This is a genomic window from Ruegeria sp. HKCCD6647-2, assembly GCF_057221075.1.
Genome location: NZ_JBWVBD010000004.1, coordinates 405,941 through 421,277 on the forward strand (window position 1 = coordinate 405,941; position 15,337 = coordinate 421,277).

14 protein-coding genes and 1 pseudogene are annotated in these 15,337 nt (G+C 55.4%); 6 read left to right on the forward strand and 9 right to left on the reverse strand.

Annotation, left to right across the window (positions count from 1 at the left end; translation table 11 throughout):
* Positions 1 to 5 precede the first annotated feature (5 nt).
* From AC2TDJ_RS13505 to AC2TDJ_RS13520, 4 genes are read left to right on the forward strand one after another with little or no spacing between them, the layout of a single operon-like run.
* Entirely contained in the window at positions 6 to 1,493 is a 1,488-nt protein-coding gene (locus tag AC2TDJ_RS13505) for an aldehyde dehydrogenase family protein (RefSeq protein WP_480842958.1), read from the forward strand.
* Between the two features lie 17 nt (positions 1,494 to 1,510).
* Entirely contained in the window at positions 1,511 to 2,539 is a 1,029-nt protein-coding gene (locus AC2TDJ_RS13510; protein ID WP_480842959.1) for a GlxA family transcriptional regulator, read from the forward strand.
* An 8-nt stretch (positions 2,540 to 2,547) separates the two neighbouring features.
* Positions 2,548 to 3,858 (forward strand): aspartate aminotransferase family protein, encoded by a 1,311-nt coding sequence (locus AC2TDJ_RS13515; RefSeq protein ID WP_480842960.1) that lies wholly within the window; start codon positions 2,548 to 2,550, stop codon positions 3,856 to 3,858.
* Complete coding sequence (locus AC2TDJ_RS13520; protein WP_480842961.1) at positions 3,858 to 4,811, forward strand: phosphotransferase enzyme family protein; 954 nt, start codon at positions 3,858 to 3,860, stop codon at positions 4,809 to 4,811. Before AC2TDJ_RS13515 ends, AC2TDJ_RS13520 begins: the two co-directional genes overlap by 1 nt.
* 303 nt (positions 4,812 to 5,114) lie before the next feature.
* Here the strand turns inward: AC2TDJ_RS13520 and AC2TDJ_RS13525 are convergent, their stop codons facing one another.
* From AC2TDJ_RS13525 to AC2TDJ_RS13565, 9 genes and pseudogenes are all read right to left on the reverse strand, one after another.
* A complete protein-coding gene (locus AC2TDJ_RS13525) occupies positions 5,115 to 5,543 on the reverse strand; it encodes a hypothetical protein (RefSeq protein WP_480842962.1) in 429 nt (142 codons plus the stop codon).
* 241 nt (positions 5,544 to 5,784) lie between these two features.
* Positions 5,785 to 6,468 (reverse strand): annotated as a pseudogene (locus AC2TDJ_RS13530) (IS6 family transposase).
* 132 nt (positions 6,469 to 6,600) lie between these two features.
* Complete coding sequence (locus tag AC2TDJ_RS13535) at positions 6,601 to 7,743, reverse strand: CaiB/BaiF CoA transferase family protein (RefSeq protein ID WP_480842963.1); 1,143 nt, start codon at positions 7,741 to 7,743, stop codon at positions 6,601 to 6,603.
* Between the two features lie 3 nt (positions 7,744 to 7,746).
* Complete coding sequence (locus tag AC2TDJ_RS13540) at positions 7,747 to 8,913, reverse strand: CaiB/BaiF CoA transferase family protein (RefSeq protein ID WP_480842964.1); 1,167 nt, start codon at positions 8,911 to 8,913, stop codon at positions 7,747 to 7,749.
* A 16-nt stretch (positions 8,914 to 8,929) separates the two neighbouring features.
* Positions 8,930 to 9,739 (reverse strand): IclR family transcriptional regulator, encoded by an 810-nt coding sequence (locus AC2TDJ_RS13545; protein ID WP_480842965.1) that lies wholly within the window; start codon positions 9,737 to 9,739, stop codon positions 8,930 to 8,932.
* Entirely contained in the window at positions 9,736 to 10,500 is a 765-nt protein-coding gene (locus AC2TDJ_RS13550; RefSeq protein ID WP_480842966.1) for an enoyl-CoA hydratase/isomerase family protein, read from the reverse strand. The genes AC2TDJ_RS13545 and AC2TDJ_RS13550 overlap by 4 nt, the downstream gene beginning before the upstream one ends.
* A gap of 7 nt (positions 10,501 to 10,507) precedes the next feature.
* Positions 10,508 to 11,788 carry a TRAP transporter large permease gene (locus AC2TDJ_RS13555; protein ID WP_480842967.1) on the reverse strand — a complete coding sequence of 427 codons (1,281 nt, stop codon included), beginning with the start codon at positions 11,786 to 11,788 and terminating at the stop codon, positions 10,508 to 10,510.
* The gene (locus tag AC2TDJ_RS13560) at positions 11,785 to 12,267 is read right to left on the reverse strand and encodes a TRAP transporter small permease (protein ID WP_480842968.1); all 483 of its coding nucleotides are present in this window, start codon (positions 12,265 to 12,267) and stop codon (positions 11,785 to 11,787) included. Before AC2TDJ_RS13560 ends, AC2TDJ_RS13555 begins: the two co-directional genes overlap by 4 nt.
* Positions 12,268 to 12,334: 67 nt before the next feature.
* On the reverse strand, positions 12,335 to 13,327 hold the full coding sequence (locus AC2TDJ_RS13565) for a C4-dicarboxylate TRAP transporter substrate-binding protein (protein WP_480842969.1): 993 nt from the start codon (positions 13,325 to 13,327) through the stop codon (positions 12,335 to 12,337).
* 170 nt (positions 13,328 to 13,497) lie between these two features.
* On the opposite strand from AC2TDJ_RS13565, the gene AC2TDJ_RS13570 reads away from it, so the two are divergent.
* The gene (locus AC2TDJ_RS13570) at positions 13,498 to 14,610 is read left to right on the forward strand and encodes a carbohydrate ABC transporter substrate-binding protein (RefSeq protein WP_480842970.1); all 1,113 of its coding nucleotides are present in this window, start codon (positions 13,498 to 13,500) and stop codon (positions 14,608 to 14,610) included.
* 3 nt (positions 14,611 to 14,613) lie between these two features.
* Positions 14,614 to 15,330, forward strand: a complete 717-nt coding sequence (locus AC2TDJ_RS13575) for an SDR family NAD(P)-dependent oxidoreductase (protein ID WP_480842971.1) — start codon at positions 14,614 to 14,616, stop codon at positions 15,328 to 15,330.
* Positions 15,331 to 15,337: the final 7 nt, after the last annotated feature.

Below are 15,337 nucleotides of genomic sequence, written 5' to 3' on the forward strand. Positions count from 1 at the left end.
CATCTGTGACCGACCAGTCCAAAATCGACGCGCTGCGTGACAAACCCATCCCGCCGCAGAAACTTCTGATTGATGGAAATCAGTGCGACAGCGTTTCGGGACAAACGGATGATGTCATCTCTCCATTGAACGGGGCGGTGGTGGCTTCAACGGCAGCAGGCACCATGGAGGACACCAATAGGGCAGTTGCTGCGGCGCGCCGGTCTTTCGATGACAAGCGTTGGCGCGGTATGCCGCCGAATGCTCGCAAGAAGATCATGCTCAAATGGGCAGATCTGATGGAAGCCGAGCTGCTCGATCTTGCCGTACTTGGCGTGCGCAATAACGGCACCGAGATCGGCATGGCACTGAAAGCGGAACCCGGCTCGGCGATTGCAACGATCCGCTTTTATGCTGAAGCCGTCGACAAGATCTATGGCGAAATAGCCCCCACAGGCGACGATGTCATGGGGTTGGTCCACAAAGAACCTGTTGGCGTCGTCGCGGCCATCATCCCCTGGAATTTCCCATTGATGATTGGCGCTTGGAAACTGGGTCCAGCTCTCGCGGCCGGAAACTCGGTCGTGTTGAAGCCATCGGAAACTGCGTCACTCACCCTGATCCGCATGGCAGAGCTGGCGCTTGAGGCAGGTCTGCCGCCGGGCGTCCTGAACGTCGTTACCGGCGACGGCAAGATCGTGGGCGAGGCACTTTCCCGCTCAATGGACGTGGATGTCATCGTTTTCACAGGATCTGGTGCAACGGGTCGCAGGATTTTGCAGGCGTCGGCTGCTTCAAACATGAAGCGATGCTATCTGGAACTGGGGGGAAAATCCGCGAATGTTGTCTTTGCTGATACCAGGAACTTGGCCGAAGCTGCTGCTGTCAGCGCCGCTGGCATTTTCCGCAACTCAGGCCAGGTTTGCGTGGCCGGATCACGGTTGTTGGTCGAGCGTTCGATCCATGACGAGTTCGTCGCGGAATTGGCCACGGCCGCCGGGAAAATGCGCGTAGGAGATCCGCTTGACCTCTCCACGCAGGCAGGAGCGGTCAACAACGCCAACCAGTTGAAACAGAACCTTTCCTTTGTCGAAACGGCCCAGGTCGAGGGTGGCACCTTGTATCAGGGTGGCAACCGTATCCTTGAGGAAACCGGGGGCTTTTTCATGGAGCCGACGATCGTGACCGACGTGGCAGAGCATCACACGCTGGCTCAAAGTGAGGTTTTCGGCCCCGTTCTGGCGGTCACGCCCTTCGACACCGAGACCGAGGCCATTCACCTTGCCAACAGTACGGACTTTGGCCTCGCCGGTGGTGTCTGGACAGCTGATCTCTCACGTGCGCATCGCATGGTTCGCGAAATGCGCACGGGCGTCGTTCATGTGAACACTTATGGCGGCCCGGACGTTACCGTCCCCATGGGTGGCGTAAAACAGTCTGGAAACGGGCACGACAAGTCCTTGCATGCATTCGACAAGTTTCTGGACCTCAAGACCGCCTGGATCAAACTGTAATGTGAAGGAAAAAGTCTTTGAACCAGATTACCGGATCATTCCACCCCGACAATCGCGCGCCCGAAGCAGGCGAAACGATCAGTTTCGCATTCATCTTGGTCCCCGGCTACAATCCTCTGGACCTTGCGGCGGCAGTTGCCCCACTGGCCGCGGCCAATCGGATCTGCGAACGGTCGGTATATGACTTCCGGATCTATTCCGCCAACGGCCAACCTGTGGAATGCGCCAATGGCCACGCTCGTTCCGTTGATGGTCAAGTTTCGGATATCCGGCCGGATGCAAGATGTTTCCTTCTCGCATTCGATGAACCGTGGACTAGCCCTGGCAAGACACTACTAAAATGGCTTCGCCATAGAGAACGGCACGGAAATCGGTTTCTGGGTTGTCTCGGTACATCTGCCGTTACGGTCATCGAAGCTGGAATATTGAGGGGGCGCCCATTCACGGTCCACTGGAGTATTCGCACCGCCTTTGAAGAGCGTTATCCGGACCTGCCGCCAGCACCTTCGATTTTCACAGAATATCCCGGTTTCGTGACATGTGCGGGTGGTCAGTCGACGACTGATCTGATGATGACATTGGTCGCCAAAGACCTGGATGAGAGAATTTCTGCAAAGGTCGCGGACTTCATGCTCGGGGAAATCTCGCGCCCGCCGGAAACACCTCAACGCCTGAGCGCATCGGTGCGGTACAACACGCGCAACCGGATGTTCCTTTCCGTTGTCCAGGCGATAGATGAAAACAGGGTCGAAAACCTTAGCGTGAACGATCTGGTCGAAGAATACGGGATGTCCCGCCGCCAGATCGAACGTACTTTCCAGAGCATCACGGGAATGCCGCCAAGCCGCTTCATCAAGCGCAAGCGACTTGAGAAAGCGCGAGATCTGTTAACGCAGACTGATCTTTCGATCATCGAAATTTCAACGGCCACCGGCTTTGGGTCGGGGGCCAATTTCACAAAGTCCTTTACCCAGCAATTCGGAATACGACCGTCTGAATACGTCAAAAACCGGTTTTCGGTTAACCGGCACGCAAGCAGGACTTAGTAAAACAAATGGCTCAATCGAACGCGAGACGCACAAACGCAGAACTGATCGCAGACCGGGAAAGACTGCTCGGTCCAAAAGTAAGTACATTCTACGAAGAACCGGTACACCTGGTCAAAGGGGATGGCGTTTGGGTCTGGGATGTCGATGGTCGCAAATATCTAGATTGCTACAACAACGTTCCGCATGTGGGTCATTGCCACCCAAGGGTGGTGGAGGCCATCTGCAAGCAGTCCGCGACGCTGAATACGCATACACGCTACCTCCATGAGGGCATCATTCGCTACGTCGAAAAGCTAACGTCGACATTCGATCAACCCCTGAAGACCGCGATCATGACGTGTACCGGTTCCGAGGCCAATGATATCGCCCTGCGCATGGCCGAGGCTGTGACCGGCAAGCGCGGCGTTATCGCAACTGACCACACCTATCACGGCAACACCACTGTCGTCGCGCAACTGTCCATGACAAACCGCCCAGGCACGGGTGACGGTAGCCACGTGCGCCACGTGCCCGCGCCCGATAGTTACCGGCCATTGGGTGGCGAGCCTGGCGTCGCCCATGCCCGCGCCTTTGCCGAAGCGATTCAGGCACAGATCGACGATCTGGAAGCCAGCGGTCACGGCTTCTCGGCGCTGATTATCTGCCCGTATTTTGCCAATGAAGGCTTTCCCGATCTGCACCGCGGTTTCCTGGATCCAGCGGTCGAGGTTGTGCGTCGCGCAGGTGGTATCGTGATTGCAGATGAGGTCCAGCCAGGTTTTGGCCGGATCGGCAGCCACATGTGGGGCCACCAGCGTATCGGACTGAATCCGGATGTCGTCACGTTGGGCAAACCCATGGGCAACGGCCATCCCGTCGCGGGGGTGGTGACTTCAATGGATGTCATGTCAACCTTCCGAAACTCCTTCCGCTATTTCAATACATTCGGCGGCAACCCTGTATCTTGCGCAGCGGCCGAAGCGGTTCTGGACGTTCTCGAGGAAGAAGGTCTGGTCTCACAGGCACACGATGTTGGTGTCTACGCCCGTGACCGACTGCAAGATTTGGCCGAGCATCATCCATGTATCGGAGATGTCCGCGGATCCGGCCTGTTCTTTGGGGCCGAGATGGTATTGGACCGCGAAACGAAGGAACCGGCCACCGCTTTCACAAAGCGCCTGGCAAATGAAATGCGCAACGAAGGCGTTCTCATAAATTTCCTGGGCATCCACTACAACGTGCTCAAGATCCGACCAAATATGCAGTTCACACGCGAAAACGCGGACCAGTTGGTTGACACGCTGGATCGGGTACTGCGTCGGGTAGAGCTGAATTGATGGTTGAATCCACCGCACGAAAAGCCTTAGCGGCCTGGGCGCTTGAAGACGCGCAGATATCGCTTGTCGCACAACGTGAGAACGTAGTTTTTCGGGTAAAGGACGGCTCGGGGTCCCAGTTTGCTTTACGCCTGCATCGACCCGGATACCAATCCGTACAGATGATGGAGTCCGAGTTGGCTTGGATGCACCACCTGGGCGCTGAAGGGCTGAGAGTACCCTCACCGGTTCCAGCAACCTCTGGCGAATTCTTGATTGAGGTAGATGGTTACCACGCCGATCTGCTCACTTGGCTCGGCGGCAAGCCAATGGGGGCAACGGGGACCCCGCTTGAATTGGATGATCGGTTAGGCACATTTCGCCGTGTAGGACAATTGATGGCTAGGGTACATCAGATCTCGGACACCTGGGACATGCCCAGCGACTTTCAAAGAAAGCGCTGGGACATCGAGGGTCTATTGGGTGAGTCACCCTTGTGGGACCGCTTCTGGGAAAACCCTGGATTGGATGCAACTCAACAAAAGCGCATTTTGACAGCGCGCGACTGTTTGCGCGGCGATTTATCCGACAGTGATCTGGATTTTGGTCTTATTCACGCCGATATGCTGCGGGAAAATGTCATGATCGACGGACAAATGAATATTGGCCTGATCGATTTTGACGACAGTGGCTACGGGTTCCGGCTTTTCGATGTGGCCACTGCCCTGTTCAAAAACCGCCCCGAACCTGACTATCAGGATCTGCAATCAGCATTTCTTGAGGGCTACCGCAATATACGCCCGCTGGACACGTCCCTGTTGCCGCAGTTCATGCTGATCCGTACATTGACCTACTTGGGCTGGATCATCACCAGAATGAGTGAACCGGGCGCGGAGACACGCCAAAAGAGGTTTTTGGCCGCAGCTCTTCCGATGGTAGATGAATACCTCCGTCTGCGGGCTCCTGCGAAATAGATTCGCTCCAATTCACAACAACCTTGCGCAGCGTACACGGAGGTATCGCCAAGCGGTATTTCGAACGAGGCGAGATGGGAAAACCTCATTCAAAGTAGCACTTTTTCCGGAGGTCGTGATCTCGCACACAGTGTCTTTTTCCTGCGCTATTCAGTGTCATGCCGGGATATGGAAGAAATCCCGGTTGAAATTGGTGTTTCCGCCGAACGTGCGGCCTTGAACCACTGGATCGCAAAATGTGCACCACTGGTTTCTGAAAAACCGATCTATTTTCTTCATACGCCCCGCGGAAGTCGAACCGCATCAGGACATTGCGTGTTCGCTTGCCGTCCGGGGGCGGCTGGACACCAAAATCAGTACCAAGAACGTCAGGTTCAGGACGAAGTTGAAGGGCGCGCCCACCAGAACGGAGCCCAAGCTGTCGACACAGAACCAGGCCCATGCCACAATCTGCGCGGTCTTGGCTGCGGCCACCGCCGATACTGCGGCAACATAGGTTCCCAGCGCCCACTGCATTCCACCCAGACCAACCGTCAGGCCACCGGTGATGACCAGCAACAGGGGCGACGGAACCGTCAGCTCCGCAGGAATGTCATGAATTGGCCAATACGCAATTTGCAGAAAGATATGCGCGACGGGGTGCAGAAACGGCAGCGCGGCCAGCGCAAAAAGCACCCCGGTCGCAACAAGAACACCACCTGAAATCCGCATCGCTGACTGTTGTTGGGTCATGATCTTCTCCTTTCGATATGCGTCTTTCATGCGACTTGCGGCAGGCGCAAATCAATTACCTCAGAGGTAAGTGATTTCTGTCCGGACCATTGCTAGACTCGGCCCATGACATCCTATCCGGGCATGCTGAAAGAGTGGCGAAAACGACGCAGGATGAGCCAGCTGGACCTTGCGGTCGAAGCTGAAGTGGAACTGTCGCAAACTTTTGGAACGTCCAGAGGCGGCCAATTACTGATCACATTTACCCTGCGATCTCAGCAAACATCCGAAATTCCGAGATCGTAGCGCTAGAGAATTGCTTCTTCCGGATCATGTTGGCCACCTCAATGCCATCCAATGTGGCTGAGCCGGATGCGAACGACTTAAACCCACACATGTGCCGAACACGCCGCTTTATGACTCGATGATCTTGTTCGATCATGTTTTTCAGATACTTGGACTTTATGGTCTGTACTTTGGCTGAGCATCCAAATCGCCTCAGAATTCTGCTGACTTCTCGAATACCGGCCGCGTTAGCGCCACTTTTGTCGATGACGATCTTGCGCGGGATTCCGTTTGACGACATCGCTTTAGCAAAGAACCTTGCTGCTGCTGGGCTGTTCCTTCGCTCAGACAGCATGAAATCAAGGGTATTTCCTGCTTTGTCGACTGCTCGATAGAGATACATCCATTTGCCTCGAACACGTATGTAGGTCTCGTCCATTCTCCAGGACTTTTGCGTTGGGCGTTTCTTCGATTGCGCTCGCGCGGCTACCATGGGTGAGAATTTTACAACCCATCTGTTGAGAGTAGCGTGGTCAACCTGAACACCGCGCTCAGCCATGATCTCTTCCAAATCGCGGTATGACACCGTGTACCGCAGATAGAATTACACAGCGTACAAAACCGCGTCTTTGGGGAAATGGCAGCCTTTCAAGGAGATCATGTTGAATCCTGTTCGAAATCCATTCGACGGGGACAAACGTCAGATCTGGCAGGCTCGTCAATTGGACCTCGTAGTTTGCGACACATCCGAAAACATCTTGCCCAGAGGCGCACATTCATCAACTGGCGAAAATCATAGGCCGAATTCCCGTAAGACCCTGAATCCGTGTTCGTCGAGCCGCGGAGCAGACGTCCGGCAATCGGCGCGCCGCCTCTCGAACCTAAGAGGGGAGCGGATCATTCGTATCACCGGTTCTGTTGTTTGGGTGGGTGTCGAAATCATGTCTGCGAAGGAAGCAAGTGAAAACACGTCTTCCCAGTCAAGTACCCGGGCACACCAAACACCATGTGCGCTCAGATAGTCTTCCCACTCGGTCGCGCTTCGGCTTAGAAAGGCCCTTTGCAAAATGTCGTAGATTTCGCTTTTTTTCTCGAACGCGATATTTGGTGCGCGAACACTCGAGGGCAGATTCGGCAAATCAATAAGCTCGGCAAGGGTTTCAAGCGGCGTCATTGCCAGCGCCAAGTAACCTTCAGCGGTCTCATATACGCCGTACGGCGCCGCCAGATATCCATGCGCGGATCCCTTTTGCAACCGCCGGGGGGGGGTTTCGCCATTGTTCAAATAAGTGGTCAGGAATTCGAACTGCAAGTCCAGCAACGACTCAAGCAGACTGGTTTGCACGAATGAGCCACGGCCCGAACGAGCGTGGTGAAAAAGCGCAGCCAACAGGCCCTGAGCCAGGTTAGCACCTGCACTGATATCTGCGATCGGCAAGCCAACGGGTACCGGGCCTTGATCGGCATTGCCGTTCAACCACATGATGCCGGATCTCGCCTGAGCCAAAAGGTCCTGGCCCGGAAGATCAGCCCATTCCCCGGTGTCACCATACCCTGACACCGAACCGTAGATGATGTCTGGTTTCAGTTCACGAACCGCATCATACCCCAGCCCAAGACGGTCCATGACACCCGGTCTAAAGTTTTGAATGGCAATATCCGCCTTCAATAACAACCGGCGAGCAATCTCTAATCCCCGATCGGACTTGAGATCGAGCGCGATGCTTTCTTTGCCTCGATTGATGGCGTGGAACAGTGTCGACTCGCCGTCCACTTTGGTGTCCGACAGGTATAGATGGCGGCACAGATCGCCTTTTTCTGGGTTCTCGACCTTGATGACGCGCGCGCCCATGTCCAACAATTTGAGCGACGCGTAGGGACCGGCCAAAAACTGGCTGAAATCGACGATGGTAATCCCCTCAAGCGGCGTGCTCATCCATCACCTGTCTTCGTATTCCAGCGTATTCAGAACCGCTGCGGTGTCGGCGCCGAGTGACGGGGCGGCAACTGGGTTGATCAAAACATCGCCATCGATTCTGATCGGGCAACGTGTTGTCTTTGCTTCTTCCCCCGTTTGCGTTCGAATGGTCTGAATGGAGTCTAGCGCCCTGAAACCGTCGCTCTTGGCGAATCCTGGCCAGTCAAGGACCTCCGCGCACCAGACGCCCGCCGGTTCAAGAATGTCCAGCCAATGTCGTGCCGGACGCTGAACAAGGGTTTTGGCGACCAATCCTTTGATTTCGTTCAGATCGGAAAATGCCTGATCCTGCTCGTATGACGCTAACTCAGGTGCGCCCAGAAGTTCAGCCAGTTTTGCCAACGGTGCCATCGCAAGCGCCATATGACCGTCCAGCGTCTTGTAGACACCGTAGGGTGCGGGTTGGTATGGGTTGGCGTTGCCAATTTGGTGGCGCTGCGGTTGACGGTTATCGTCGTTCAGGAAACAGGTGAACTGTTCGAACGTGATATCGATAGCCGTTGACAACAAGTCAACCTCTACAAGCCCGCCTTTGCCCGATACCCCCCGCCTGACCAAGCATGCCAGGATACCCTGAACCAGGTTGCCTGCCGTCGCGACGTCCAGCATGGCGAAACCCGTCGGCACCGGTCCATCATTCGCGTTGCCGTTGAGCCAGGCAATGCCGGACAGGGATTGGACAAGCAGGTCCTGACCTGGTTTGAACGCCCACGGTCCGCTTGTGCCGTAACCTGACACCGCGCCATATACGATCTTTGGGTTCAATGCTTGGACATTGGCATAGTCCAAGCCAATCCGTTCCATCACGCCGGGTCGAAAATTGTGGATCATCACGTCGCTGGAGGAAATCAGCGCGCGAACCTTTTCAAGATCCGCGGGGACTTTCAGGTCGGCCGTGACGCTTTTTTTGCCCCGGTTGAAAGTGTGGAACACAAGGCTGTCACCAGCCAGCGTCTGGTCGTTCACCACCATGGATCGGCACAGATCGCCACCTTGGGGCCGCTCGATCTTGATCACTTCGGCACCCAAGTCGGCCAAGCGCAGCGCGGCAACCGGTCCAGCCAGAAATTGTGCAAAGTCCAAAACACGCAACCCGCTAAGGGGGAGGTTGTCAGCAATTTCGGTCATGAATTGATCCTTCCCGTCAGAGAGTCAACGCTGCTTCGAAGGGGCTTGAATTCAGTTTAAAGCCCAGAGATTGCGACAGTTCGGCGGCTGCCATACGGATAGTGGCTAGAGTTTCTTCTGCCGATGCCGTTTCTTTGGTTTGCCCGATGAACCCCGAGGTGATCGCAGCGGTAACGCCACGGCTATCAAAAACGGGCACGCAGAGGTTTCGCACGCCGGTGATCATCGTGCTGGGTGTATCTTCGAAACCATCTTGGCGGATCTGCTCAAGGCGCTCCTGAAGCGTTTTCTGGCTTTCGAAAGGTTGTCGCGCGATGTAGCGCCTCTGAACATCTTCACTCGAAAACGCGAGGATAACGTGCCCCGAACTGGTTTGACTTACGGGAAAAAAGGCACCGGTCCGGACAGAGTATCCGGCAGGTAGCGGGCTTTGAACTGATGCAAGAACAAGGATGTTTTCGCGGTTCAAGACACCCAAGTGGCAAGATTGCATGCTGCGCGCCGCAATTCTCTCAAGCATTGGCAGGGCGGCATGGATCAGGCGTTCCGTCGGGTCGTGCCGATGCGACAGTTCGAACATTCGCAGAGTTAATGCGTACCTATTGGTTTCTTCGTTCTGTTGCAGGTATCCACGCTCTGCCAGATAGACCACGACCCGATAGATCTCTCCCATGGTCCGGCCAAGCGCGTCCACAATATCGTTCATAGTGAGTCCGTTTGGAGACTCTGCTACCAGTTCCAGCACATCCAGCGCTTTCTCGACTGCAGGAACCGTCGACTTCTCTTTCTTTGGTGTGGCGGTAGCAACTGCGTCAGGTTTTGTCATCGGTATTGTCCTCCAAGCGAAGCCCGGAGTTTAGCCTGCTCGATCTTTGCAAAACAGAGGGACATGAGTTCATTTTCGTTGCGAAGACCCTGTTCGGAACTCAAATCCATCGCACCGCGAACCGCTGCCTTGACCGCTTGCGTCGCGACAGGCGAATAGCTTGCAATCTTTTTGGCAATTGTACGGGCGTGCGGCAGTTCCTCTCCCGGATCCACAAGGTATTCGACCATGCCCAACTGGTCAGCTTCCTCTGCCGAAAACCTGTCGCCGGTGAGGAGGATTTTCATCGCCTGGCCAAATCCGCACATTCGCGTCAGGTGCTGCGCTGCGCCTCCGGCACCATTCCAGCCCAGTTGAACTTCCGGTGCGGAAAATACGGCTGACCGCGACACAACCCTCAGGTCGCAGGCCAAAGCAATTTCAAGGCCGCCGCCCAATGTCCAGCCTTTCACCGCAGCGACGGTTGGCTTGCGAATACCAAGGATCGGGGGGATATAGTCAAACCGGTTTCGCCACGCCCAGAAATCCTCGTATCCCTCCAATGCCTTGACATCGGACCCGGCGCAAAACGCCTTGTCTCCAGCGCCTCGAAAAACCACGACATGCACGTTTTCTGCTTCGTTTGCCTCGGCGCAGCGCGCAGCAATCTGCCGATACATTTCAGGGGTCAAAGCGTTGTGCTTGGCGGGGCGGTCCAACACGATTTCCGCGACGTTTTCTTCGATCTCGATGCGCACAGAACCTACTTGGGTTTCACTCATGTTGGCCTCATTCGAATTGAAGGTCAGGCAGCCACAACGACAGTTGCGGCACGTAGGTCAGCACCAGCAGCATGCCGAACAAGACGATGTAAAAAGGAACCGATGCCTTGATGAACTGCGCGATGGACACCCCTGTAATTGAACACGTCGTGAACATCAGGGTTCCGAGCGGTGGGGTGACTCCGGCAACCGTCAGGTTGAACACCATGACGATACCGAAATGAACCGGATCGATTCCGACATTCGTCACAACTGGAACTAGGATCGGCGTCAGAAGAATAAGCGCTGCAGACCCTTCAATGAACATGCCTGCAAGGATCAACAAAAGATTGATCAGGATCAGCAAAGTGAGCGGGTTTTCGGTCAAGGCCAGCATGGCCTCAGCCACAAGTGAGGGAATCCGCTCCCATGTCATATAGAACCCAAATGCGCTGGCCGCGCAGATTACCAGCAGAATCACCGCCGTGGCCTGCATGGTCTGCTCGAGAATTGGCTGGATGTGTTTCAGCTTCAACTCACCGTAGACAATCCCGACGACCGCCGCGAACAAAACCGCCATGGCGCCCGCTTCCGTCGGTGTGAAATACCCCAGCCGAATTCCCGCAACGATGCCCACCGGCACCAACAGAGCCAAAAACGCTCCGGTGAAGGCGCGGCCCCGATCCGCCCACCGCATGGGTGCCGAAAAGGCGGGCTGCAGGTTCAGCCGGCGAGATTGCACGGCAACCGCAACCATCATCGCGGCGCAAATGACAACCCCGGGCACGATGCCAGCCATGAACAGTTTTCCAATCGAAACGTCACCCATGAAACCGTAGAGTATCAGGCCAATGCCTGGTGGAATAATGACCGAAATGATCGACGAGGACGCTGTTACGGCGGTTGAAAAAGCCGGGTCGTACCCACGGCGCGACATTTCCGGCACAAGGATCTTGGACTGCATGGCCGCGTCGGCATTCGCTGAACCGGATACGCCGCCCAGCAATGTCGAGAGCAACACGTTCACTTGTGCCAAGCCACCTTTCCAGTGTCCGGTCATCGCCTCAGCAAAGCTCATCATGCGCGACGTGATGCCGGCGTAGTTCATCACGACGCCCGTCATGACGAAAAGTGGCACGGCAAGGAGTGGGAATGAATGCGTGACCGCGACCATGCGCTGAACAAATAACTCCGGTGGCATGGCGCCCGAAATCAAAAAGAATGACAAAGCTGCAATTCCTATCGCCAGCGCGACCGGAATGCCGATACCGATACCCAACAATAATACGAGGACCGGAGCGAGTGTCACAGCACTTCCTCCGCCTGATTGGGGTCCGGCTCCTCTGCCAGTCCGAGCAACCTGAGAACCGAGGTTACCGACATTCCGGCAAAACAAATGAGAGTGGCGAGGTACACATATGAAAACGGTATATTAAGAACCGGAGAAGGCCGGGTTGCGCCTTTTCCCATCATCAGGAAGCTTAGATAAGTCACGTAGATCAGGAAGAGGCAGACGATGATTTCCCCGAGTTTTGTGATGGCCTTCTGCAATGATTCAGGCAAGGTATCGACAAGTAACGTGACCCGGATGTGTCGACCATCACGATAAGCTGTCATGGCGCCGATGAATACAACCCAGGTGAACAGGATACCGGACAATTCCGTTGTCCACACCGCTGGGCGCTCGGTGACGTAGCGGGTCAAGACGCCCCACAAAACTGTTCCGGTCAATACGGCGAGAGCCGAGAAGGATATCAGGTTTTCTATCCTTCGAATCCAATGTCCCATCCCGATCACCGCGTTGCCTCCCCATAAGGCTCAGGCACCTTGCAGCGCCTGAGCATCCTTGCCTTTCTCAGTTGTCCAGGATGGAGCGGACGTTTTCGTAGAGTCCGTCCGACCAGTCCGGAAATTTGCTGTAGACATCTGCCGTTGCGGCCTGAAAGGCCTCGACATCAACATCGCGATTGAAGGTGACGCCTTCGGCTTCAAGTTTTGAAATCCACTCCTCCTGACTGTTCATCATGAGGTCTGTCATGAAAACGCCTGTATTGATGGCTTCCTCGTTCATAATTGCCTGAATGTCCTCGGGCAGGGCCGCAAAGACATCGGCATTAATGATCAGACCCGTGAATCCTTTGAAGTGGCCGGTCAGCGAGATGACATTTTTGGTTTCGTGCAGTTTGGCACCGTAGATCGAAGGCAACGGTGCTTCGGCTCCATCGACAACTCCGGCTGAAAGCGCAGAATAGACCTCGCCCCAGGCGACTTGCGTCGGACGGGCGCCCATGGCGTTAAAGGTTTCGACCCACATGATGTTTGGCGGAGTCCTAAACGTCATGCCTGCAGTATCGTCCGGGCTGCTGATTGCCTTGTCGGAGAGCATGTGGCGCGACCCGAACAACCAGTTCAACGCCAACAGTTCGATACCAGATTCCTCTCTCAACTGGTCCTTCAACTGAGCATAAAGGTCGGAGTCGACGATCTTTTGGAAGTCACGCGGGTCATTCATCAGGTAAGGCCCCCCGAGCACACCAAAATCGGCAACGAAATCGCTCAGATAACCCGGGTCGGAAATCGTTATGATCGGTGCGCCGGCCCGGACCTGTTCGAATACTTCCGGGTTCGAACCAAGCTGCGCATTCGGGAAGATCTGGATTTCGACGCGACCGTCCGTGCGCGCTTCGACGTTTTTGACAAATTCTTCCATCGCTGCCTGCAATGGTTCTTTGTCGGATGTCACGTGTGCCAGGCGAAAAGTATAGTCCGCAGCGTTCGCAGCAAGTGGAGCTACTGCAAAAGCAGCAGCGGCAATCACATGGCCTATGCGGCCGAAATTGTACGACATTGTCTCCTCCTCAGTCGTAAGGCCCGTAAGAGCGCCGCAGCCGAATCTCAGCGTGCGGGTTGACCGTTCATAACTTAGCATAACAGTTTTCAAATACAAAAGTTATTTTTATACTTGCAAACTGTGTGCCAGTTGCGGCACTGTACCGGTGTCCAAAAAAGGCACGTGAGATGAAACTGAAGGGAATGACCTGGGATCACCCGCGGGGGTACGACCCGGTTGTCGTAGCATCGGAGGCATATGCAGCGCGCAAGGGCGTTGCGGTCTCTTGGGACAAGCGCTCTCTTCAGGCATTTGCGGATGAGCCGATTGCTGGACTGGCGGAACGCTATGACTTCATCGTGCTGGATCATCCCCATGTGGGTCAGGTCGCCGAAGCAGGTGCGTTACTGCCATTGCCGATGCCGGAAGATCCCGATGCATCGTTGGGCGGGTCGGCTGAAAGCTACTATTGGAACGGCAAGTGTTGGGCCTATGCGGTGGATGCAGCTTGCCAAATGGCGGCATACAGACCCGATATGAACAGGCCACTGCCCGTACTTTGGGAAGATTTCCTCAAGCCGGAGGCTCATCAGTTTCAGGCGATTACGCCGCTTTTGCCCGTTGACGCTTTCGACATGTTTATGACTTTGGTCGCAGGGCGTGGTGGAGAGATCATGCCTCACAATCCTGACACATTCGTTACAGAAAACAATGGTTTATACGCGTTGAACGTGATGCGAGCCCTCTACGCGCTTGGCCCATCCGAACAAATCGAGATGAACCCGATCAGCGTTCTCGAAACCCTGACCACAACGGATGAATTTGCCTGTTCTCCCTGTCTGTTCGGCTATGTAAACTATGTCCGCCCCGGGTTCCGGGATAACCGAATAGCCTATTTCGATTTGCCATTATGCGAGGGTTACTCCCTGCCTCGCGCAATCCTCGGGGGTGCTGGTCTTGGGGTTTCCGCCAAGACCCAGCACCCCGGGGAAGCCATAGAGTTTGCGCAGTGGATCACTTCGCAATCTGTTCAATCCGGGGTGTATCTGCACAATAACGGTCAGCCGGCCAACCGAAACACGTGGTTGGAGCAGGCCGGCAATCCGGATCTGGCGGGATTCTTTAAGGGCGCGTTTCACACAATTGACAACGCATGGACGCGCCCGCGCGATATCTGGTTCCTCGGATTCGTGGATGAAGTCTGCGAGATCCTGCCGGGCTATTTCCGCAAAGCTATCCCGGCAGACGACTTTCTGAGTCAGATCAACACTCTTTTTCGACACCATCTTCAAAAGGCTTGACCAATGTCTGTTGCTGTCATCACCGGGGGAAACAAGGGGCTGGGGCTAAGCCAGTCGCGCCGCTTTCTCGATGCTGGATTCGAAGTGTATGTCGTCGCGCGCAGCCGGTCCGAATTCGATACCCTGGGACAAGGCGCACATTTTGTCGATTGCGATATCGCCATTGACCGGGATGCCGCCTGGCTTGCAGAAATCCATCGCGAAACCGGTCCCATCTCCGCGCTGATCAACAATGCTGGCGTACATTTGAAGAAGCCGGTGTGGGATGTCTCTCTGGATGAACTGGATAAGGTGCTGGGTATTAACGTAGGCGCCATGTTCGCGATTTGCGGACGCTACGTGGCATTGCACCGCGACACCGGTGGGGCCATTGTCAACGTGGCCTCGATGGGTGGAATCATGGCTTTGCCATCGGCCGCAGCTTATGTCACGGCCAAGACAGCTGTAGTTGGGTTGACCCGCTCTGTCGCCGTTGATGCCGCGCCGTTCGGAATTCGCTGTAACGCGGTCAGCCCAGGCTTCATCGACACCGATATGACTCGCGCCGTTTTGGCGAAGGACCCGACGCGTCGAGAGAAGATCGAAGGCCGAATTCCGTCACACGCCTTTGGTACGCCTACCGATGTCGCCAATGCCATTTTTTATCTCGCTTCCGATCAGGCCGCCTATGTCAACGGCGCAAACCTGCCGGTCGACGGCGGGTACGCCATCGGATTTTGAGGGGGGG